The 19588-nt window shown below is 76.9% G+C and carries 18 protein-coding genes; 9 read left to right on the top strand and 9 right to left on the bottom strand.

What is annotated here, in order from left to right; translation table 11 throughout:
• Positions 1 to 1002 (top strand): PHP domain-containing protein, encoded by a 1002-nt coding sequence (locus ACIQGZ_RS21770; protein ID WP_402604125.1) that lies wholly within the window; start codon positions 1 to 3, stop codon positions 1000 to 1002.
• 10 nt (positions 1003 to 1012) lie between these two features.
• Here ACIQGZ_RS21770 and ACIQGZ_RS21765 read toward each other — a convergent pair whose 3' ends face one another.
• On the bottom strand, positions 1013 to 2011 hold the full coding sequence (locus ACIQGZ_RS21765) for a polysaccharide deacetylase family protein (protein ID WP_402604122.1): 999 nt from the start codon (positions 2009 to 2011) through the stop codon (positions 1013 to 1015).
• A gap of 319 nt (positions 2012 to 2330) precedes the next feature.
• Between ACIQGZ_RS21765 and ACIQGZ_RS21760 the strand changes: the two genes are divergently transcribed.
• Complete coding sequence (locus ACIQGZ_RS21760; RefSeq protein WP_402604119.1) at positions 2331 to 2903, top strand: hypothetical protein; 573 nt, start codon at positions 2331 to 2333, stop codon at positions 2901 to 2903.
• A gap of 520 nt (positions 2904 to 3423) precedes the next feature.
• Here ACIQGZ_RS21760 and ACIQGZ_RS21755 read toward each other — a convergent pair.
• Positions 3424 to 4416 (bottom strand): O-antigen ligase family protein, encoded by a 993-nt coding sequence (locus ACIQGZ_RS21755; RefSeq protein WP_402604117.1) that lies wholly within the window; start codon positions 4414 to 4416, stop codon positions 3424 to 3426.
• A 505-nt stretch (positions 4417 to 4921) separates the two neighbouring features.
• Between ACIQGZ_RS21755 and ACIQGZ_RS21750 the strand changes: the two genes are divergently transcribed.
• Positions 4922 to 5431, top strand: a complete 510-nt coding sequence (locus ACIQGZ_RS21750) for an NUDIX hydrolase (protein WP_402604115.1) — start codon at positions 4922 to 4924, stop codon at positions 5429 to 5431.
• 40 nt (positions 5432 to 5471) lie between these two features.
• On the opposite strand, the gene ACIQGZ_RS21745 is transcribed toward ACIQGZ_RS21750, so the two are convergent.
• Entirely contained in the window at positions 5472 to 5909 is a 438-nt protein-coding gene (locus tag ACIQGZ_RS21745; protein ID WP_402604432.1) for a PTS-dependent dihydroxyacetone kinase phosphotransferase subunit DhaM, read from the bottom strand.
• Positions 5910 to 6366: 457 nt separating this feature from the next.
• Here ACIQGZ_RS21745 and ACIQGZ_RS21740 point away from each other — a divergent pair, with 457 nt between their 5' ends.
• The 4 genes from ACIQGZ_RS21740 (at position 6367) to ACIQGZ_RS21725 (ending at position 8893) form a co-directional block, all read left to right on the top strand.
• On the top strand, positions 6367 to 6624 hold the full coding sequence (locus ACIQGZ_RS21740) for a DUF397 domain-containing protein (protein ID WP_402604112.1): 258 nt from the start codon (positions 6367 to 6369) through the stop codon (positions 6622 to 6624).
• A 151-nt stretch (positions 6625 to 6775) separates the two neighbouring features.
• The gene (locus ACIQGZ_RS21735) at positions 6776 to 7270 is read left to right on the top strand and encodes a hypothetical protein (protein ID WP_402604109.1); all 495 of its coding nucleotides are present in this window, start codon (positions 6776 to 6778) and stop codon (positions 7268 to 7270) included.
• 106 nt (positions 7271 to 7376) lie between these two features.
• Positions 7377 to 7505 (top strand): hypothetical protein, encoded by a 129-nt coding sequence (locus tag ACIQGZ_RS21730; RefSeq protein WP_402604106.1) that lies wholly within the window; start codon positions 7377 to 7379, stop codon positions 7503 to 7505.
• A 221-nt stretch (positions 7506 to 7726) separates the two neighbouring features.
• Positions 7727 to 8893 (top strand): acyl-CoA dehydrogenase family protein, encoded by a 1167-nt coding sequence (locus ACIQGZ_RS21725; RefSeq protein ID WP_402604104.1) that lies wholly within the window; start codon positions 7727 to 7729, stop codon positions 8891 to 8893.
• A gap of 20 nt (positions 8894 to 8913) precedes the next feature.
• Here ACIQGZ_RS21725 and ACIQGZ_RS21720 read toward each other — a convergent pair whose 3' ends face one another.
• Positions 8914 to 10059 carry an aminoglycoside phosphotransferase family protein gene (locus ACIQGZ_RS21720; RefSeq protein WP_402604102.1) on the bottom strand — a complete coding sequence of 382 codons (1146 nt, stop codon included), beginning with the start codon at positions 10057 to 10059 and terminating at the stop codon, positions 8914 to 8916.
• Positions 10060 to 10468: 409 nt separating this feature from the next.
• Between ACIQGZ_RS21720 and ACIQGZ_RS21715 the strand changes: the two genes are divergently transcribed.
• Entirely contained in the window at positions 10469 to 11938 is a 1470-nt protein-coding gene (locus ACIQGZ_RS21715; RefSeq protein WP_402604099.1) for a hypothetical protein, read from the top strand.
• A gap of 19 nt (positions 11939 to 11957) precedes the next feature.
• Here ACIQGZ_RS21715 and ACIQGZ_RS21710 read toward each other — a convergent pair whose 3' ends face one another.
• On the bottom strand, positions 11958 to 13076 hold the full coding sequence (locus ACIQGZ_RS21710; protein ID WP_402604096.1) for a SpoIIE family protein phosphatase: 1119 nt from the start codon (positions 13074 to 13076) through the stop codon (positions 11958 to 11960).
• Between the two features lie 302 nt (positions 13077 to 13378).
• Here ACIQGZ_RS21710 and ACIQGZ_RS21705 point away from each other — a divergent pair, with 302 nt between their 5' ends.
• Positions 13379 to 14827 (top strand): HEAT repeat domain-containing protein, encoded by a 1449-nt coding sequence (locus ACIQGZ_RS21705; protein ID WP_402604094.1) that lies wholly within the window; start codon positions 13379 to 13381, stop codon positions 14825 to 14827.
• A 25-nt stretch (positions 14828 to 14852) separates the two neighbouring features.
• Here the strand turns inward: ACIQGZ_RS21705 and ACIQGZ_RS21700 are convergent, their stop codons facing one another.
• The 4 genes from ACIQGZ_RS21700 to ACIQGZ_RS21685 all read right to left on the bottom strand — a co-directional run bounded on the left by ACIQGZ_RS21700 (position 14853) and on the right by ACIQGZ_RS21685 (position 19511).
• Positions 14853 to 16268 carry a TerD family protein gene (locus ACIQGZ_RS21700; RefSeq protein WP_402604091.1) on the bottom strand — a complete coding sequence of 472 codons (1416 nt, stop codon included), beginning with the start codon at positions 16266 to 16268 and terminating at the stop codon, positions 14853 to 14855.
• A gap of 110 nt (positions 16269 to 16378) precedes the next feature.
• Positions 16379 to 17257 carry a biotin-dependent carboxyltransferase family protein gene (locus ACIQGZ_RS21695; RefSeq protein WP_402604088.1) on the bottom strand — a complete coding sequence of 293 codons (879 nt, stop codon included), beginning with the start codon at positions 17255 to 17257 and terminating at the stop codon, positions 16379 to 16381.
• A 735-nt stretch (positions 17258 to 17992) separates the two neighbouring features.
• Entirely contained in the window at positions 17993 to 18607 is a 615-nt protein-coding gene (locus tag ACIQGZ_RS21690; RefSeq protein ID WP_402604429.1) for an allophanate hydrolase subunit 1, read from the bottom strand.
• Between the two features lie 106 nt (positions 18608 to 18713).
• The gene (locus ACIQGZ_RS21685; protein ID WP_402604086.1) at positions 18714 to 19511 is read right to left on the bottom strand and encodes a LamB/YcsF family protein; all 798 of its coding nucleotides are present in this window, start codon (positions 19509 to 19511) and stop codon (positions 18714 to 18716) included.
• Positions 19512 to 19588: the final 77 nt, after the last annotated feature.

The raw sequence follows: 19588 nt of genomic DNA, 5'->3' as shown, positions 1-19588 counted from the left end.
GTGGACCCGGTCGAGGCGCTGGACCGCATCGCCTTCCTGCTCGAACGCGAGCAGGCCGCCACCCCCCGGGTGAAGGCGTTCCGCACCGCGTCCGCCACCGTCGCCGCCCTGCCGGACGGCGAGGCGGCCGACCGCCGCCGCGCGGGGACGCTCACCGCGCTGCCCGGCATCGGCCCCAAGACGGCGGCCGTGGTCGACCAGGCGCTCCAGGGCCGCACCCCCGACTACCTCACCGACCTGGAGCAGCGCGCCGCCGCACCGCTCACCCGGGGCGGCGAACGGCTGCGCGCCGCACTGCGCGGCGACTGCCATCTGCACTCCGACTGGTCCGACGGCGGCAGCCCGATCGCCCTGATGGCCACGACGGCCCGCGACCTCGGCCATGAGTGGGCCGTACTCACCGACCACTCGCCCCGGCTCACCGTCGCCCGCGGCCTCAGCCCGGACCGGCTGCGCGAGCAACTGCGCACCGTCGACGCGCTCAACACCGAACTGGCGCCGTTCCGGCTGCTCACCGGCATCGAGTGCGACATCCTGGACGACGGCGGCCTCGACCAGGAGCCCGACCTGCTGGCCCGGCTGGACCTGGTGGTCGCCTCCGTCCACTCCAAGCTGCGGATGGACGGCCCCGCGATGACCCGCCGGATGCTCGCCGCAGTCCGCAACCCCCGGGTCGACGTCCTCGGCCACTGCACCGGGCGGCTGCTCACCGGCCGGGGGCGGCCGGAGTCGGAGTTCGACGCGGCCGCCGTCTTCGCCGCCTGCGCCGAGAGCGGCACCGCCGTGGAGATCAACTCCCGGCCCGAGCGGCTGGACCCGCCCCGCCGGCTGATCCGCCAGGCGCTGGACGCGGGCGCGATGTTCGCCATCGACACCGACGCGCACGCCCCCGGCCAGCTCGACTGGCAGATCTACGGCTGCGCCCGCGCCGAGGAGTGCGGCGTCCCCGCCGACCGGGTCATCAACACCCGCACGGCGGACGAGCTGCCGGCCCGCCGCTGACCCGGTCGGGTCACGCCCGGCGGCCGCGCAGCCGCTCCAGGGCCGGTTGTAGCCCGGAGAGGATGGTGTCGAACCGCTGCGGGCTGGTGGCCGAGTCCACCCGCAGCCGGCTGATCCGCAGCGGGTTCCCCGGCAGCAGCGCCTCGTGCCGGTGGTCGAAGAGGAAGCCCAGCCGGTAGCCCAGGTCCCGCAGCACCGCGTCGGCCCGGACGTCGAAGTGCCCCTCCGGATAGGCGAACGCCGTCGGCGCCACCCCGAGCCACCGCTCCAGCGCCCGGTGCGCCTCGACCACCTCGGTCCGTACGGTCTGCTCGTCGCAGCGGGTCAGGCATGGATGGCCCAGCGTGTGATTGCCGACCTGCACGCCGCCCGCCCGCAGCGTACGCAGGTCCTCCGGCGACAGCTGCGGGTGCCGGGGCGCGCGCAGCGAGGCGCTCACCCGCAGCTCGGCCAGGCTGCGCCGCCGGTCCGGATCGGGCAGCGTCTTCAACCGGCGCACCACTGCGGCGGGCGGACCGGACGGCAGCGAGCGGGCGGTACCGCCGTGCCGGGCCAGGAAGTGCGCCTCCCGCCACCACAGCGGCTGGTCGCCGCCGACCAGCCCGGCGACCACGAAGGCCGCCGCCGGGATGCGGCGCCGGGCCAGCACCGGCAGCCCCTCGGTGACCACCGACCGGTCGCCGTCGTCGAAGGTCACCAGCACACTGCGCGGCGGCAGCGGCCGGCCCTCGCCCACGCTCCGCTGCACGTCCTCCAGCGAGACCGGAGTGGCCACCCGCAGCAGCCGGTCCATCTGGGCGGCGAAGGCCCGCGGCTGCTCGACACCGTGGTACGCCAGCACGGCGAGCCGGTTCGCCGCCCAGCGGCGGAACAGCGGCTGGGCGGGCGTGCGGCGGAGCAGCGCGTCCAGCCCCCGGTGCGGGCGGGCGGCCGGGCGGCCGGGGCCGAGTGCCAGGGCGGCCGTCTCGGCGGCGACTGTACGAGTGGTGGTCGTGTCCGAATGAGGCACGCTTCCCCCTTCCGACGCCGGTGCGGCGCGGCGGTTGCGCCGGGCGGGCGGCAGCCCGGCCCCCGGCGCGTGATGGTGCGGTGGGCGGCGGGCGGATGCAGGCTCCGCCCCGAGCGAACGGTGACCCGGCAAGGGGCTCCCCACCCCACCCCGGGGGCGCTCAACGTAGTACAGACCCGCGCATTCCGTGAGGGGTTGTACCGGGGAGGGTGGGAATTGTCCCCGGACGATCGCCGGGGCGGGCGCTGCGGACCGCTGAGTGCGAACCCTCATGCGGTTGCCCGTGCCCAGTCCGGGCAGCCGGTATACCGTGAGGCCCATGGAGGAAGCGGAGAGCGATCGTGAAGGGGTCCCGCCGGGCGCGTCGGCGCTGCGGTCGGTCGGCCCGGCGGGTCCGCCGCTGTGGATCGGCTCCGCGCGCAACGGGCACCAGTGGCTGCTGGCCGCCGTCGGGGCCGCCTGCCTGGCCCTGGGCATCCTGGTCGCGGTCAGTGTGCCGGACACCGACGGGACGGCCGCCTGGGTGATGACCGTGGCCGGCTGCCTGGCCGTCGGGCTGCTGCTGCTGACCGGCACCCTGGCGTTTGTGCATGTACACGTCCGGATCGACCGGGAGGCGCTGGAGGTCCGCTGCGGCCACGTCGGCCTGCCACGCCGCCGCATCCCGCTGCGGGACGTGGTGGACGCCAGTTTCCAGCCGTGCACGCCCATGCAGTGGGGTGGCTGGGGCTACCGCTACCGGCAGAGCCACGGCGCGGCCGTCGTGGTGCGCAAGGGGCCCGCCCTGGTCCTGGAGCTGGGCGGCGGCCGCCGCTTCACCGTCACCGTCGACGACCCCGAAGCCGCCGTCCGGGTCATCCACGGCCTCCTCCCCACCACCCCAGCCGTCTAGCCGGGGCTGCCCAGCCCCGTCAGGGGCGCGAGGAACTGCGCGACCAACCCCGCACCCTCCCGCACATCCGCTCGTACATCACCCACCCCCTGCCCCCGAGGGCCCCTCAACGTCCCTGCCCGCCCCCGTCAGGGGCGCGAGGAACTGCGCGAGCAACCCCGCACCCTCCCGCACATCCGCTCGTACATCACCCACCCCCTGCCCCCGAGGGCCCCTCAGCGGCCTTGGCCGCCCCCGTCAGGGGCGCGGGGAACTGCGCGAGCAACCCCGCACCCTCCCGCACATCCGCTCGTACATCACCCACCCTCCCCCCGGGGGACTGCCCAGCGGCCTTGGCCGCCCCCGTCAGGGGCGCGGGGAACTGCGCGACCAGCCACGCACCCTCCCGCACATCCGCTCGTCACCCACCCCCTGCCCCCCGAGGCCCCTCAACGTCCCTGCCCGCCCCCGCCAGGGGCGCGAAGAACCACGCGAGCAACCCCACGCACATCCGCACCCCAGAACGGCCCCGCCCAGAGCCTCACCGCCGCGCAGGCGCCTCCTCCGCGACCGGCCGGGCCGTGGCGAAGCCCAGCAGCAGCCCCGCCCCCGCCGTGACGGCGCAGAAGCTGAGCACGTAGTCGACGGACGCGTGCACGGCCAGCCCGGTCAACGCCGCCGCCGCCGAGAGCGCCACCGCCGCCGGTCGCGGCGAACGCAGCAGCACCCAGAGCGCCCAGAGGAAGGCGCAGACCAGCAGCAGCAGACCCGGCAGCCCCTGCTCGGCCGCCTGCTGGAGCGGTGCCGAGCCGGCCTTGGCGGTGTCGCCGTCCGCCTGCGCGGTGACGCTGCGCTCCGCGAAGCGGTCGGGACCGACCCCGCGCAGAGGGTCCTGCCGCACCTGGTCCAGGGCGTCGCTCCACAGGTCGACCCGCCGCTCCGACAGCCCGGACACGGCGGTCCCGCGCACCCCGCCCGGTACGGCGCCGAACGCCAGCGCCACCGTCCCGCCGCCCGCCAGTACGGCGCACAGCGCCAGCACCGCCAGCAGCGGCCCCCGCCGCCGCAGCCGGGCGGCCGTACCGGACACCAGCAGCGTCCCGGCGCCGGTGGCGAACGCCACCGCCGAGCCCGCCACCAGCGTCAGCCCGGCCAGCGCGGCGGCCAGCCCCAGCAGCGCCAGCCGGGGCCAGGTGCGCCGCACCGACCAGGCCGCGCAGCAGGCCGCGCCCACTCCCAGCGAGAGCAGTGCCGCGTCGGCGTTGCCGTAGTGCAGCGGGGGCGCCAGCGACCCGCCGGACAGCCCGCCCGGTACGACCGCCACGGCCACCCCGACCGCCAGCGCGGCCGCCGCCGGGGCCAGCGTGGGCAGCAGCGCCCCGGCGACCCGCCCGGCCGCGTACCCGGCGGTGACCGCCAGCAGCGCCAGCAGCACGCCCTCCGGCCGGGCGGTGGGGCGGCCCGCAGTGGCGACCAGGGTCCAGGCGGCGCAGGCGGCGAGCACCGCCGCGCCGACGACCTCCGGATAGGGCACCCGGGGCCCGTACGGCTGCGCTACCCGATCGGCCGTTCCGGAACGCACGGCCGCCGAGGCAACGGACCCAGCAGCAACCGCCCCACAAGCACCAGCCTCAGCAGCGCCCCCGACGGCAGCGCCCCCAACAGACGTGGCCCCAACAGACGTGGCCCCGGCAGAAACGACCTCGGAACCCGGCATCCCCCGACCCCCCGCATCCCCCGCACCGGACAGCCCGCAGCCGGCGCGCACCCGGCGGGGACCCGGCCCATGCGGCGGCGCGGCGACCGGGACGGCGCCCGGACTTCAGCACACCGTAGCCCCGGAGCGGACAGGATGTGACCCATGGCGCAGAGGATTTCCGCGCCCGGCCCCCACCACCCCCGCCCGGCGCCCAGCCCTGCCCGCCCACCGACGGCGGCCCGGGGCGGTGGACCCCGGTGCCCCCGAACCGGCCACCGCCACGGGGGCCGGTTCACCGACCCGGCCCCTGGGGCGGCGCGGCGCCGCATAGGGTCGGGGCATGGCGATACCCGAGTTCCTGCGCGAACTGCGCTCCGTGGTCGGCACCCGTCCGCTCTGGCTCTGCGGCGTCAGCGCCGTCGTCCTGGACGACCGGGGCAGGGTGCTGCTGGGCCGCCGGGCCGACACCGGCCGCTGGTCGGTCATCAGCGGCATCCTCGACCCCGGCGAGGAGCCGGCCGACGGCGCGGTGCGCGAGTGCTGGGAGGAGACCGGCGTGGCGGCGGTGCCGGAGCGGATCACCAGCGTCACCGTCTCCCGGATGCTGGAGTACCCCAACGGCGACCGGTCCCAGTACGTCGAGATCACCTTCCGGTGCCGCGCGGTCGGCGGCGAGGCGCGGGTCAACGACGACGAGTCGCTTGAGGTCGGCTGGTTCGAGACCGACGCGCTGCCCGAACTGGGCGAGAGCGCCACCCGCCGCCTGAAGCACGCGCTCAGCGGCGACCAGGAGACGTACTTCTCCTTCTCCGGGCTGACCGAGGTGCTCGGCGGGGAGCAGCCGTACTGACCGGCCGCGCGGTTGCAGCGGGTCGGAGGCGTTGACGCGGTCAGCTCTTGCCGAACCGGTAGGTGTCCTCGGCGGCGTCCACCACGGCGGCCAGGTCCCCGCCCGCCGAGGCGGTGACCACGGCGGCCACCGCGCCCTCCACGAACGGCGCGTCGGCGAACCGGGTCGGGAACGGCAGGCCGTTCTCGTCCGCCCCGGCCAGCAGCGACCGTACCGCCGGCACCGCGCCGCCCAGGTCGGCCAGCACCACCACGCCCATGCCCTGGTCGACCCGGGCGGCGGCGGCCAGCACCAGCGCCTGGCTGACGCCCAGCCCGCCGTCCTCGCGCCCGCCCGCCGTACCCACCGGCGCCGGATCGCCGTTGCCGACCAGGGCGATGGCCAGCGCGGCGGTGGCGAGGGCCACCTCGCGGCTGTGCGAGACCAGCACCACGCCGACCCGGTCCAGCTCCGCCGGGTGCGCGGTGAGCGACGGCACGGCGCTCGGCCGGGGACCGGCGGGACGCTGCGCCGAGGGCGCGTCCCCGATCGGGATGACGTCGGCACCCCCGGGCTCGGGCACACTCACCGCCACCCCGACCCGTGGCCCACCCGGCCCGGGGCCCTGAGCAGCTTCCTCATGGCTGGTCCCTTCCACTCCCGCTCTCCACCCCAGCCTCCCCACGCCCCCACCCACCCCGCAACCGGGCGCCCCGCGCCGCGAAGCCCACCCCGCCCGCCCGCCGTACGAGCCGCAGACCGCCGCCACTCGCCGCCCGACGCCGCCGAGTTCACCGGGCCGGACGGTCGGCCGGTGCTGCCGCACACCGCGCTGCCGGCCTGCGGCTCTGCCTGAACCGGCGCCCGGGGAAGGGTCATGTGCGGGCAAAGTGCTGCTGGCACCGGGTCGGGCTGGCTAGGCTGGCCCCCGAAAGTCAGCGGGAGGAGCACAAGACGTGTCAGGCAACAACACCGGTGTGGACGTCGGCGGTACCGAGGTCGCGGCGGACGGACGCAAGCCCAAGCTCGACCTGACCGGGGCGGAGTGGCTCTCCAGCAGCCAGGGCGTCGGAGACGTCCAGATCGCCTTTGTCGAGGGGTACATCGCGATGCGGGACGGCCGGCATCCGGACGGCCCGGCGCTGATCTTCACCCCGGCCGAGTGGCGGGCGTTCGTCCTCGGCGCCCGCGACGGTGAGTTCGACCTCACCTGAGCCGACTGCCGCCCGGCCGCCCCACGCGGCCGGGCGGTGCACCCCCGGCGTACCCTCACGCACCTGCCCGCCCGACCCTTCGCGCCGCCCCCGGAGCCCGCCGACCGGGACGCCCGCGCGGCCTGCGGCGGGCGGCCCGTACGATGTCCCCATGGCCTTTCTCCGCCGCCGCTCCGGCACCCCAGCGGGCCCTGACTTCGACGTGCTCGCGATGGACCCGGGCGACTGGCCCGGTCACTTCGGCGCCGCCATCCTGGCCGGTGCCGACGGGTCCTGCCAGGGGATCTTCCTCCGGTACGACCTCTTCGGCGGCCGGGGTCCGGCCATGCTGATCGGCAATCTGCCGGAGGGCTCCCCGGCCCGCGCGCCGGAGGACGGCGTGCCCTTCGAGGTCCGCCAGCTGCTCGCCGCCCTGGAGAACGAGGAGCCGGTCGGCGTCGTCTCCAGCGAGGACTTCCCGGTGATGCTCGGCGACGACCTGCTGATCGTGAAGAAGGTCAAGGTCAGCGAGGAGCGGGTCACCTGCGCCCAGTTCGGCCGCAGCGACGGCGTCCAGGTCACCATCGCCTCCTGGGACCGCCCGATCTCCGACGACCTGTACCAGCTGCTCAAGCCGCTGCCCGCCGACATGTTCCAGCAGGGCTGACCAGCGGCCTCCCCGCTCGCTGCGGCCCGCCCCGGTGGCGGGCCGCAGCCGTTCCCGCCCCGAGGCGCGGTTGACTCGGCGGAAGGCTCGTTCGTAGATTCGCCCCATGCCGTGCCGTCCGCTGCTGACCCGCCGCAGCTATCTGGATCTGCGGCGGACCGCCAGCGCGGTGTGTAGCGGCGCTGCCCGGCCGCTGCCGGCCGCCGCGCGCACCGCACCGCCCCGCACGGCCTGACACCCGCCCCGCACCGCCGGGGCGCAGCCCGTCATCGCCGCCCCGGGCCTCGCGGCCGCCCGGCCGCACCTCCCCGGCCCGCGCCGCGCAGCCGAAAGCGGCGCGCTCCCGCCCTGCCGTGCCGGCCGGTGCCGCCGCGCCCGCTGCTCACCCTGCCCGCAGCACCCGTCCGCCCGCAGCACCCGTCCGCCCGCTGCTCCCGTCCGTCCGGAGGCCCCGCCATGACGACCCTTCAGCGACCCGCCCCCACCGTCCCCGACGCCCTGGCCGCCCTGCCCCGCGTGGTGGACCTGCTGGCCGCCCGCGCCGACGAACTGGACCGCGAGGGCGCCTTCCCGTATCAGGGCATCGAGGCCGTGCACGAGGCCGGGCTGCTCACCCTCACCGTCGGCACCCGGCACGGCGGCGCCGGCGCCGGACTGGCCGACACCGTACGCGTCCTGGGCGAGCTGGGCCGCGGCGACGCCTCGGTGGCACTGGTCACCGCCGTGACCCTGCTGCACCACGCCGCCCAGGAACGCACCGGTGCCTGGCCCGAGCCCGTCTACCGCGCGCTGCTCCAGGAGTCCCGGCGCGGCCCCGCGCTGGTCAACACCCTGCGCGCCGAGCCGGAGGCCGACGCCGCCGCCCTGCCCGCCTGCGTGGCCGGGCGCACCGGGGACGGCTGGGTGCTCAGCGGCCGCAAGACCCGCTGCGCCGGGGCCGAGGCGCTGGCCTGGATGGCGGTCTGGGCCCGGACCGACGAGAAGCGGCCCCGGGTCGGCACCTTCCTGGTCCGTGGCGACGCCCCCGGCATCGAGATCGACCCGACCTGGGACCAGCTGGGCCTGCGGGCCAGCGCCAGCCACGATGTGGTGCTAGACGGCGTGGTGGTCCCGCCGCACGCCGTCGTCGGCCTGCACGACCCCACCCGCCGGCCCGCTCCCGACCCGGAGGGCCCGGCGGCGGTCACCACCGCGTGGCGCGACCTCGCCCTGTCCGCCGTCCACCTCGGGGTGGCCCGCGCCGCCCGCGACTGGCTGGTCGGCCATCTGCGCCGCACCGGCACCCGGCCGCCCGCGCCGACCCGCCGGGAGGCCGCCGTCGGCGAGATCGAGACCGGGCTGATCGGCGCGGAGGAGCTGCTGACCGCCCTGGCCCGCCGGATCGACGACGGCGACCCGGCGGCGCCCGGCCGCTCCGCACCGGTGAAGCTGCTCGTCACCCGGGCCGCGCTCCGGGCCGTCGAGCAGTCCGTCGCGCTGGCCGGTGACGCCGGTCTGCGCCGGGGCGGCCCGCTGGAGCGCCACCACCGCGACATCCTGTGCGGCAGGGTGCAGCCGTCCCAGGAGGACGCCGTCCTCGCCGCCGCCGGCCGGGCCGCACTCGGCCGCCCGGCACGCAGTTGACCGTACGTCAGGCAGCAGCCTCAGCGGGTGCCGACGGCCGCCCGCACCGCCCGCCGCGCCATCGCGGTGTCGTCGTGCAGCCGGCGGATCAGGATGCGCTGCTCCTCGTCCGCGCTGGGCACGTCGTGGAGGCGCAGCTCCCGCATCAGCACCAGGATCAGGTTCACCAGGAACGCGTCCCGCAGCACCGTGCCGGGCGCCTGCGCCAGCTGGCTGATCTGGCGCCGGGCGGCGGTGTCACCGGACAGTACGCTCCACAGCACCGCCAGGTCGTAGCCGGGCAGGTACCAGCCGGCCCGCTCCCAGTCGACCAGCACCGGCCCGGAGGGGGCCAGCACCACGTTCGACAGCAGCGCGTCGCCGTGGCAGAACTGGTGCGGCACATGCGCCAGACCGTGCAGCAGCTGCTGGAGGTCCCCGGTGTCACGGTCCGTCAGCAGGCCCAGCGCGTGGTAGCGGGCGATCTCGGTGGCGTAGTCCAGCGGCCTGTGGAATCCGGTCGGCGGCCGCCACAGGTTGAGCGTCCGGATCGAACCCAGCACCGCGCGCACCTCGCCCGGCGTCGGCGCGTCGGCCGGGTGCCGCTCGCGGGAGGCGGGTCTGCCGGGCACCCGCTCCAGCAGCAGCACACAGCGGTCCGGGTCGGCGGCCACCAGCTTGGGCAGCCGCACCGGCGGCCGGTGCCGGACGAAGGTCCGGTACGCGGCGACCTCGCGCCGGAAGCTCTCGGCCAGGAGCAGATCGTCGGGGTGGCGCTCGGCGCTCGGTGACAGGCACTTGGCCACCACCGGGATGCGCCCCACCGTGCCGGCCACCAGCACATGGTGGCCGGCACCGCGAAGCACCTGGCGGGGGGTGAACGCCGGACATATCCGCGTCACCCGGGCCATCGCCGCCCGCACCACCGGGGACTGCAGCGCGCCGGTGTCGACCCGCCCCGCCCCCGGGTGCGGCAGCCTGCCGCGCAGCGGCGCGGCGCCCAGCGGCCGGGGGAGCAGCGCCGCCCCGCCCGGCGCCCGGCCGTCCAGCGCGGCGCGCTGCTCCGCCGCGCGCTGGTCCAGCGGCCGGCCGGTGCGCACCGGGGCGGCCGGCCCGCCGACCGCGTGGTGGCGCAGGGGGGCCGGGGGGCGCAGCGCGGGGGACGTGGTGGTGGTCGTGGAGTACATGGGGGCGGAGGGGTCCCTTCCTGCTGGCCGGCTGCCGCCGATCGACCGTGTGCCGTCGGCGGGGTGGCGGACGGGGTGGCGTGGGCGCCGTGCGCGGGCCGGGAGGAGACCCCCGGCCGATGGCCACCGCACCCTGGGGAATGCGGCGGTCCGCCGGGGAGCGGCCCTGTCCGGCGCCCCGCGCCACCCTGTGCGCCACCCTTCCCCGTGAGGACCGGGAGCCGCCCCGCCGGGGACAGGAGTGCCCCGGTCGGGCGGCCTCCCGACGGCGGCGGGTGGCGCAGGTCTACATCACACCGGGTGCCGGGTGGCACACCATCTGGCGAACCCTGGCGAACCCTGGCGAATGGTCGCGTGGCACATGACAGGCCGTTACTGTCGGACGAGCCGAGGAACCTGGGGGCTTGACGTGGGCAGAGAACCCAACACCCGACTCGCGGATCTGTTCGCCCTGACCGGTTGGTCCAAGGGTGAGCTGGCGCGCATGGTCAACCGGCGGGGTGCCGCGCTGGGGCAGCAGCAGCTGTCCACCGACACCTCACGGGTCCGCCGCTGGATCGAGCAGGGGGAGACCCCGCGCGATCCGGTGCCGAGGGTGCTGGCGGCGCTGTTCACCGAGCGGCTCGGCCGTGTCGTCACCACTGAGGACCTCGGTCTGGAACGGCACCGGCGCAGCAGATCAGGCACATCGGACACCGGGATGCCCTGGAAGCCGGAGCGAACGGCCGCGGTCCTCACCGAATTCACGGGAATGGACCTCATGCTCAATCGACGCGGATTGATGAGCGCGGGCGCCGCGCTCGCGGCAGGTTCCGTCATCGCCGACTCCCTCCACGACTGGCTCGCCGGGGACGCCGCCACCCCCCCGGACCTCCGCTCGTCCGGCCGGCCCCCGCTGGTCATCCCGGCGGGTGACTCCTCGCTCGACCTCTACGAGGCCGGCCCGGTGGGGGACGAGGAGGTGACGGCCCTGGAACGCTCGGTGGGGGTGTTCCGCTCCTGGGACGCCTCCCGGGGCGGCGGCCTCCAGCGCAAGGCCGTGATCGGCCAGCTCAACGAGGTGGGCGGCATGTTGACGTACCGTCACCCGCCCGAGCGGGAGCGGCGGCTGTGGAACGTCGCCGCCAATCTCGCGGTGCTGGCCGGCTGGATGTCCCATGACATCGGCCTGGAGCCCACCGCCCAGAAGTACTTCGTGATCGCCGTGCACGCGGCCCGTGAGGCCGGCGACAAGCCCCGGGCCGGTGAGGCGCTCTCCCGCGCGGCCCGCCAGATGGTCCACCTCGGCCGGGCCGACGAGGCCCTGGACCTGATGCGGCTGGCCAAGGCCGGCAGCGGCGAGCGGGCCCTGCCGCGCACCCGGGCGATGCTGCACACCATCGAGGCGTGGGCACAGGCGTCACTGGGCCACTCCCAGGCGACCCGGCGGGTGCTGGGCGAGGCCGAGGAGCTGTTCGCCGCCGACTCCGGCGAGGTCGGGCCCAGCTGGATGCAGCTGTTCACCGAGGCCGAACTGCACGGCATGGAGGCGCTGGTCTACCGGACGCTCGCCGAGCACGACCCGGCGGCGTCGGCGCTCGCCCAGCAGCACGCCCGGCTGGCGATCAGCCTGCGGCCGGAACAGGGCCGCGAGCGGTCGAACGTCTTCGACTACCTCTCGCTCGCCTCCGCCTGCTGGATCGCCGGACAGCCGGAGGAGGCCCAGGTGCAGGCCAAGATGGCGCTGGCGCTGATCCGCGACACCTCCTCGCTCCGCACCTGGGACCGGCTGCGGGAGATGTACCGGCTCACCCAGCGCTACCAGGGGCTGCCCGAGGTCGCGGAGCTGCGGGAGGAGATCCGGCAGGCCGACCCGCGGCAGCGGTGGCAGATCGTCTGACCCCCCCGGGGGGGCCGGCTCAGCGGACCCGCAGCGCCAGCAGGCCGCCGTCACCGGGCACCGCACCCGCGCCGCCCGGCCACAGCGCGCCCACGGCCGACTCCGCGCACCCCGCCGCATCCGGTGCGGCAACGAACCGGGCCGCCACGGCATCCAGCGCCGCCCGGTCGGCCGGAGCCTGCGGCCCACCCGACCAGCACAGCACCACATCACCGGGGCGCAGCGCCACCCGCTGCTGCCGAGCACCGGACACACCGCCGCCGAGCGGTTCCCCGGTGCAGCCATCGGCAGCGGACGGCTGCGCGACGCCGCCCCGGTACAGCAGCGCGGGCCGGTGTCCGGCCCGCGCCCAGACCAGCGCGGGCTGCTCCCCGGGCTCGTAGCGGCAGCAGAGTACGGAGACCGGCGAGCCGACGCCGCAGTGCCGCAGCAACTCGTCCAGCAGCCGCAGCATCCTGGCCGGCCCCGCGCCGGTCATCGCCATGCCGCGCAGTGCGTCGCGCACCATCGCGGGCTCGGCCGCGCCGCCCCGGGCGGCAGCGGCGACGCTGCCCACGGTGAGCAGCAGGCCACCGCCGGGCAGCGGCAGGGCGTCGCACCAGGCGGCCGGCGCGCCGGACGCGACCGGCGCGGCCGGGGGGCGCACCGCCACATCCGGATTGGCGGCGACGGACTGCCGCACCTCGGACCGCCGCGCCTCGGGCCGGTCCGGGGACGCGCCGGCCGCCGGCCGCCGCTCGCCGAGGTCCAGCAGCGTCATCCACAGCGAGACGGCGTGCCCGTCCTCCCCGGCCACCGGCTCACCGGCGCAGCGGACCCCGCGTACGGTGCCGTCGGCCCGGACCACCCGGAACTCACCGGCCGGGGCGCGCCCGTCCACCAGCGCCGCCGTGACCATGCCCTGCACCAGCGGCTGGTCGTCGGGCAGCACGTACGCCGGGAGCTGGTCGAGGGTGAGCGCACCGGCGGACCGCTCCCGGCCGAAGAGCGCGAACACCTCCGGCGACCAGCGGACCTCGTCGGTCAGCAGATCCCACTCCGCGAGACCCGCACCGGCCGCCGCCCGAGCGCCCGCGCCCACCCCGCCGACGCCGTCCGGCAGGACGGCAGAGTGATCGGGACGGGCGGCGGAGGGCATGGAATTCCCACGGTTCGACGGACACAGGGGCCGTCACGACTCTTGCACAGAGAGCCACCGCACGTCAGGCTTTCGGGCGATTCCGCCCATGAAGCCCCCCGGGTACATATCCCCGCCCGCGCCGGAGCAGGCGGCCCCGGAGATCGCCCTGTGTGCGGACAAGCCGCGCGAACGGTAGCCTTCGGTGCTTCCGGCCCTCCCCGCCGGGACCGACCCCCATCAGCCGGTCCGAACCGGCTCCAGGGGCCCTCGGCAGCGGAAATCCCGTTGCCACCAGGACCGCGGCAACGGATGCTGACCTCATGTTCGAGCCCGACATAGCGCCCAGTGCGACCCTTCTCGGCCTGCTTCAGCGGGGCCGGGGGGACGGCACCCTGCACGCGCTGGCGGCCGAGCGGCCCGACGCCCTCGCCGCCCTCGACGCGTGCGTCATCAGCGACCCCCGCCGCGACTGGCAACTGGAGAGCCGGTCGCTCTACTACGCGCGCCTCTACTCGGAGCTCGAAGGCTCCCTGGACGGCATCGAGGCGCACCTCTTCCACCCCGACGACGGCATCGACACCGACGACAGCCGCACCGGCCTGGCCCTGGCCGTCCTGGGCCACCTCGCCGCGTACGGCCGCCGCGACGCCCTCGACCTGCTGCGCCGCTACACCGCCTGCGGCACCAACTGGGCCTGGGCGCTGGACGAGCTGGCGCTGCGCGACGACGACACCGCCCTGATGGGGCTCGCCCCCGCCGTACTGGACCGCTTCCCCACCGGGCCGCAGGGCGACGCCGCGCTGCGCTCCGCCATCCGCGACGCCTACGAGCCCCGCCCCTGGCGGCTCTGGGCCGCCGCCCACCCCCGGATCGCCGCCGCGAGCGAGCAGGCCCCCTTCGACCTGTGGCAGCGCCAGCTCGGCCGCACCGGCGCCACCCCGGGCTGGAGCGCCGCCGAGGTGCTCGCCTGGGCCGACCGCGTCACGGAGGGCGACCACTCCGGCGCGCCGCACGACGCCGTACAGCGCCGCGCCGCCGCCGCCGCCCGCTGCCTGGCCGCCGTCGCCGGGCCCGACGACCGGCCGCTGCTGCTCCAGGCCGCCCGCGACGGCGCCGAGGGCGCCCGCCTGGCCGCGCTGCGCCACCTGGTCGACCGCGAGGACCCGGCCGCCCCGGGCCTGATCGAGCTGGCCGCCACCGACGCCGACCAGCGGATCGTGGACGCGGCCCTCGACGTCCTCGGCCGGATGCGCGGCCCGTCCGCCGCCGAGCACGCCCGCCGCTGGGCCGACCCGGCCACCGGCGGCGCCGACAGCGCCCTCGGCGAGGCCGCCGCCCAGCTGCTGGCCTGCGCCGGCGACGAGCGGGACGCGCCGCTGGTGGCCGACGCGCTGCGCCGCTGGCTCGCCGTGCGCGGCGCGGACGGCGACGGCCTGGCCGCGCTGGTGGACGGCGCCGGACGGCTCGGGGCCACCGCCGCCGTACCGGCACTGCGGTACGTCTACGCCGAGACGGTCTCCTCGCAGCTGCGCGGCCGGGCGGCCTGGGCGCTCTCCGAGACCGACCCGCACTTCCCGGCCGGTCCGGCGGTGGAGTGCCTGTGGGACTGCGAGGAGTCCACCCGGGAGCTCGCCGCCCGGCACGTCGCCACCACGGGGGACGCCCGGGTGCTGGAGCGGCTGCGGAGGCTCGCGGCCGATCCGGCGGAGGAGGCCGAGGTGCACGCCGCCGTCCGAGGGCGGCTGACCGCCGGGGAGCGGGTCCGGTAGCGACCCGGGCCCGCCCCCCGCGGCGTCACTTGGAGCCGCGCACCCAGTTCAGGTTCCACTGGTACGCCTCGTCGACCAGCATGTGGTCCGACCGCCCGGCGCTCCGCTGGAAGTAGCGGGCTTCGCGCCGCACCACCAGCTCGCCGCCGACGTTCTCGATCAGCGCGACCGCGCAGGAGGTGGCGGGGAACCCGCACTCCTCCATCCGCAGCTCGATGGGCAGGCCCGAGGCGGGGTGGAGCGTGGCGACGGCGTCCAGGCCCTGGAAGCTGCCGGCGCCGCTGTAGATGAAGGCGAAGACCAGCAGCCGGCGGATCTGGGCGGCGAAGTCCAGGTTGATCCACAGGTTCTCGCCGGTGGTCACCGCGCCGGTGCGGTCGTCGTTCTCCAACTGCACATACGGCCGGTCGTACATGGTGCCGAACCGGCCGTTGATCGCCTGCACGCAGCCCTTGGCGCCGTCCTGCAACTCGTACAGGCACGCCAGGTCCAGGTCACGGCCGTTGCGGCCGCCGCCACCGCCGCCCGCCAGCTTGCGCAGCCACCCGCCGGGGGCCGGACCGGCGGGAGCCGCCCCGGGCGGGACGTCGGAACGCCAGTTGAGGTTGACCCGCATGGCGCCGCCGGACGCGCCGTGCTTGGTCAGCGACACGGCGGGCGCCTCCTTGGTCAGCGACAGCTTGGTCAGCGACACGGGCGGGGCCGCCGGGGGAGCGCCGTACGGGGGCGGGGGCGCGGCGGGGTAGGGCTGCGGCGGGGCGCCGTACGGGGGCGGGGGAGTGCCGTACGGCTGTGGGGGAGCGCCGTACGGGGCGGCGGCGGGCGCCGGGGTGCCGTACGGCAGCGGGGGCGGCGGGGCCGCCGGGTAGGGCAGGGGCGGCGGGGGCGCCTGCGGGGCCGGGGGCGAGGGGGCCGGCTCCTCCTCCACCTGGATGCCGTAGTCGGTGGCCAGCCCGGCGAGGCCCGAGTCATAGCCCTGGCCCACCGCGCGGAACTTCCACCCGCCGCCGCGCCGGTACAGCTCGCCCAGCACGAACGCGGTCTCCGTGGTCGCCCCCGGGTCCTCGAACCGCGCCAGCTCCGCGCCACCGGCCGCGTCCCGCACCGACAGATAGAGCCCCGGCAGGCCGCCGAACGGCCCGCCGTCACTGGAGGCGGCCAGCACCACCGTCTCCACCGCGGGCTCCACGGCCGCCAGGTCCACCGCGAGGGTGTCGGCCACCCCGTCCGCCGTCGTCTGCTTGCCCTCGTGGCGGACGGCGCCGGAGGCGTCCCTGGGCTGGTTGTAGAAGACGAAGTCCGCGTCCGTCCGTACCTTGCCGCCGGCCAGCAGCAGCGCCGACGCGTCCGCGTCCGGCACCCCCGCCCCCGGGCGCCAGCCCAGCACGACCCGTACCGCCGCCACCTCCACCGGCACATTCGCACCCTTGCGGATCAGCATGCCCGTCCTCCCGCCACGCGCCGAACACCGCAGCCCACCCTAACCGTGCCCCCGTCCCCCGTACCCCCGACCCACCCGGCTGCCGTCGGGCCGCCGTCGGGCCGCCGGGTTCAGCGGCGCGGGCCGCGCCCGGTGTGCACCGGGACGAACCGCACGGGGGTGCCGGGGACCGCCTGGGCGGCGGCGGACAGGTCTGCCTCGGGCACCACCCCGAGTACGGGGTAGCCGCCGGTGGTCGGATGGTCGGCCAGGAAGACCACCGGCCGTCCGTCCGGCGGCACCTGCACCGCGCCGAGGACCATGCCCTCACTGGGCAGTTCGCCGCCCCGGGCTCGGGCCAGCGGCGGGCCGTCGGTGCGCAGCCCCACCCGGTTGCTCTGCGCCGCCACCCGGTACCCGGTCCGGGCCAGCACCGCCAGGGCGTCGGGCGGGAACCAGTCGGCACGCGGACCGGGCTCCAGCCGCAGCACCAACTCTGCCGGGGGCGCCGCCAGCGGCACCACCGGCGGGCGGACCGGCGTGCCCGGCGCATCGCCCAGCGGCAGCCGGTCACCGTCCGCCAGCGGGGGCGGACCCAGCCCTGACAGCAGGTCGGCCGAGCGGCTGCCCAGGACCGGCGGCACCGCGACTCCGCCGGTGAACGCCACATAGCTGCGCACCCCGTGGGTGGCCGCGCCGACCTCCAGCACCGCCCCGGCCGGGACCAGCACCGGCGCACCCCACGGCACCGGCCGGCCGTCCACCGTGACGGGCGCGGGAGCCCCGGCCACGGCCGCACCCACCGGCGACGACACCCGCACCGCCACCCCGCCCAGCGTCGTCTCCAGCACGGCCGCGCCCGCCGCGTTCCCCGCCAGCAGGTTGGCCATCCGGTACGCGGGCCCGTCCAACGCCCCCGCCCTGGGCACCCCCAGCTGCGCCACGCCCCGGCGCCCCTCGTCCTGCACGGTCGTCAACGGCCCGGCCCGCACCACCTCCAACACCCTCACCACCTGCCCTCCTCACCCACACCAAGCCGCACCCGCCTTGGGGGCGCGAGGAACTGCGCGCCCAGCCCCCCGACCACCCGGACCGTCTCCGCATCTTCCCGGGCCCCCATCCACCTGGGGGCGCGAGGAACTGCGCGCCCAGCCCCCCGACCACCCGGACCGTTCCCGCATCTCCCCAGGCTCCCACCCGCCCTGGGGGCGCGAGGAACTGCGCGCCCAGCCCCCCGACCACCCGGACCGTTCCCGCATCTCCCCAGGCCCCCATCCACCCGGGGGCGCGAGGAACTGCGCCCCCAGCCCCCCGACCACCCGGACCGTTCTCGCATCTCCCCGGGCCCCCGCCCACCCAGGGGCGCGAGGAACTGCGCCCCCAACCCCCCGACCACCCGAACCGTTCTCGCATCCCCAGGCCCCCGCCCACCCAGGGGCGCGAGGAACTGCGCGCCCAGCCCCCCGACCACCCGAACCGTTCTCGCATCCCCCGGGCCCCCGCCCACCCAGGGGCGCGAGGAACTGCGCCCCCAACCCCCCCCACCACCCCAACCGCTCCCGCATCCCCCGGGCCCCCATCCACCCAGGGGCGCGAGGAACTGCGCCCCCAACCCCCCCCACCACCCCAACCGCTCCCGCATCCCCAAGCCCCCCACCCACCCAGGCGCGCGCCCCCGAACGCGAGCCCATGCACACCCCCACACCCCCCACGAACGCCAATCCACACCCCCAGCCAACCGCCCCTCACCCCGCACCCCCGCCCCCCACCGGGACGAACCGCACCCGCACCCCCGGAGCCAGCAGCGCCGCCGGTTCCCGCGCCGGGTCCCAGAGCCGCAGGTCGGTACGGCCCAGCAGTTGCCAGCCGCCCGGCGACGGACTCGGGTAGACCCCGGTGTATGCCCCGGCCACCGCGACCGATCCCGCCGGCACCCGGGTGCGCGGGGAGTCCCGGCGCGGCAGCGCCAACCGCTCCGGCAGCCCCGTCAGATACCCGAAGCCCGGCGCGAACCCGCAGAACGCGACCCGGTACTCCCGCCCGCTGTGGAGCCGGACTGCCTCCGCCTCGTCCACCCCCCACCGCGCCGCCGCCTCCGCCAGATCCGCGCCGTCGTACACCACCGGCACCTCGATCAGCGGCCCGTCGCCGCTCCCCACCGCCGGGACCCGCCAGCCCGGCAACTCGGCCGCCAGCGCCCCCGGGTCGTCCAGCCCGTCCAGCAGTACCGTGCACGCGGCCGGCACGATCTCCACCGCAGCGGGCAGCAGGCCGGCCGCCCGCCGCCGCAGCAGCTCCGCGTGCCACGCCGCCACCCGCTCGGCCGACGCCACCTGGACCAGCAGCGCCCGCCGCCCCATCGGCCGTACCTCAAGCCCCGCTTCCCGCACCGTCACCACCACCTACCGCACCCGCACCGACCCACCAGCACCACCCCACCACAGCGGACCCACTCGTGACCCCGCCCTACACGAACGCCGCCACCCCCACCCCCGCCGCCCCCAGCGCCTCCCGCAGCCGCCCCGCCAACGCCGCCGCGCCGGGAGTGTCCCCGTGCACGCACAGCGACCGGGCCCGCACCGCCACCGTCTCGCCGGTCAGCGCCGTCACCCGCCCGTCCCGGGCCATCCCCACCGCGCGGGCCAGCACCGCCTCCGGGTCGTGCACCACGGCCCCCGGTTCCCGCCGCGACACCAGCGTCCCCGCCGCCGTGTACGCCCGGTCCGCGAACGCCTCGGCCACCACCGGCAGTCCGGCCGCCTCGGCCGCCCGCAGCAGCTCCGACCCTGGCAGCCCCAGCACCGGCAGCGGGCCCCCGCACACCGCCCCGGCCCGCAGCACCCCGGCCACCACGGCCGCCGCCTGTTCGGCGTCGGCCACCACGCGGTTGTACAGCGCCCCGTGCGGCTTGACGTAGGCCACCCCCGCACCGGCGGCCCGCGCGAACACCTCCAGCGCGCCGATCTGGTACGCGACCTCGTCGGCCAGCTCCTCCGGCGGCACGTCCATCGCCCGCCGCCCGAACCCGGCCAGATCCCGGTACGAGACCTGCGCGCCGATCCGTACGCCCCGCTCGGCCGCCCACCCGCACACCCTGCGCATCGTCGTGGGGTCCCCGGCGTGGAAGCCGCAGGCGACATTGGCGCTGGTCACCACGGACAGCAGCGCCTGGTCGTCGGTGAGCGTCCAGCGCCCGAAGCCCTCGCCCAGATCCGCGTTGAGATCGATCACCGTCTGCGCCACGCCGAGCCGCCTCCCGTCCATCCCGCCCGTCCGGAACCCACCCCGCCATGATCGCAGCCCCCCACTGTCAGTGCCCTGCAGTACGGTCGGAGCCGACC

The sequence above is a fragment of the Streptomyces sp. NPDC092296 genome (assembly GCF_044755465.1).
Classification (GTDB): Bacteria; Actinomycetota; Actinomycetes; order Streptomycetales; family Streptomycetaceae; genus Peterkaempfera.
This window is presented reverse-complemented; position numbering and strand designations above follow the sequence as displayed.

What these genes read in the sequence shown, in the direction of transcription:
- ACIQGZ_RS21710 (WP_402604096.1), bottom strand. Translation starts at nt 13,076, where the DNA reads ATGCCCTCCGCCGCCCGTCCCGATCACTCTGCCGTCCTGCCGGACGGC.
- ACIQGZ_RS21720 (WP_402604102.1), bottom strand. Translation starts at nt 10,059, where the DNA reads ATGTACTCCACGACCACCACCACGTCCCCCGCGCTGCGCCCCCCGGCC.
- ACIQGZ_RS21690 (WP_402604429.1), bottom strand. Translation starts at nt 18,607, where the DNA reads ATGGGGCGGCGGGCGCTGCTGGTCCAGGTGGCGTCGGCCGAGCGGGTG.
- ACIQGZ_RS21735 (WP_402604109.1), top strand. Translation starts at nt 6,776, where the DNA reads ATGGCCTTTCTCCGCCGCCGCTCCGGCACCCCAGCGGGCCCTGACTTC.
- ACIQGZ_RS21760 (WP_402604119.1), top strand. Translation starts at nt 2,331, where the DNA reads ATGGAGGAAGCGGAGAGCGATCGTGAAGGGGTCCCGCCGGGCGCGTCG.
- ACIQGZ_RS21725 (WP_402604104.1), top strand. Translation starts at nt 7,727, where the DNA reads ATGACGACCCTTCAGCGACCCGCCCCCACCGTCCCCGACGCCCTGGCC.
- ACIQGZ_RS21685 (WP_402604086.1), bottom strand. Translation starts at nt 19,511, where the DNA reads ATGGACGGGAGGCGGCTCGGCGTGGCGCAGACGGTGATCGATCTCAAC.
- ACIQGZ_RS21750 (WP_402604115.1), top strand. Translation starts at nt 4,922, where the DNA reads ATGGCGATACCCGAGTTCCTGCGCGAACTGCGCTCCGTGGTCGGCACC.
- ACIQGZ_RS21730 (WP_402604106.1), top strand. Translation starts at nt 7,377, where the DNA reads ATGCCGTGCCGTCCGCTGCTGACCCGCCGCAGCTATCTGGATCTGCGG.
- ACIQGZ_RS21700 (WP_402604091.1), bottom strand. Translation starts at nt 16,268, where the DNA reads ATGCTGATCCGCAAGGGTGCGAATGTGCCGGTGGAGGTGGCGGCGGTA.
- ACIQGZ_RS21705 (WP_402604094.1), top strand. Translation starts at nt 13,379, where the DNA reads ATGTTCGAGCCCGACATAGCGCCCAGTGCGACCCTTCTCGGCCTGCTT.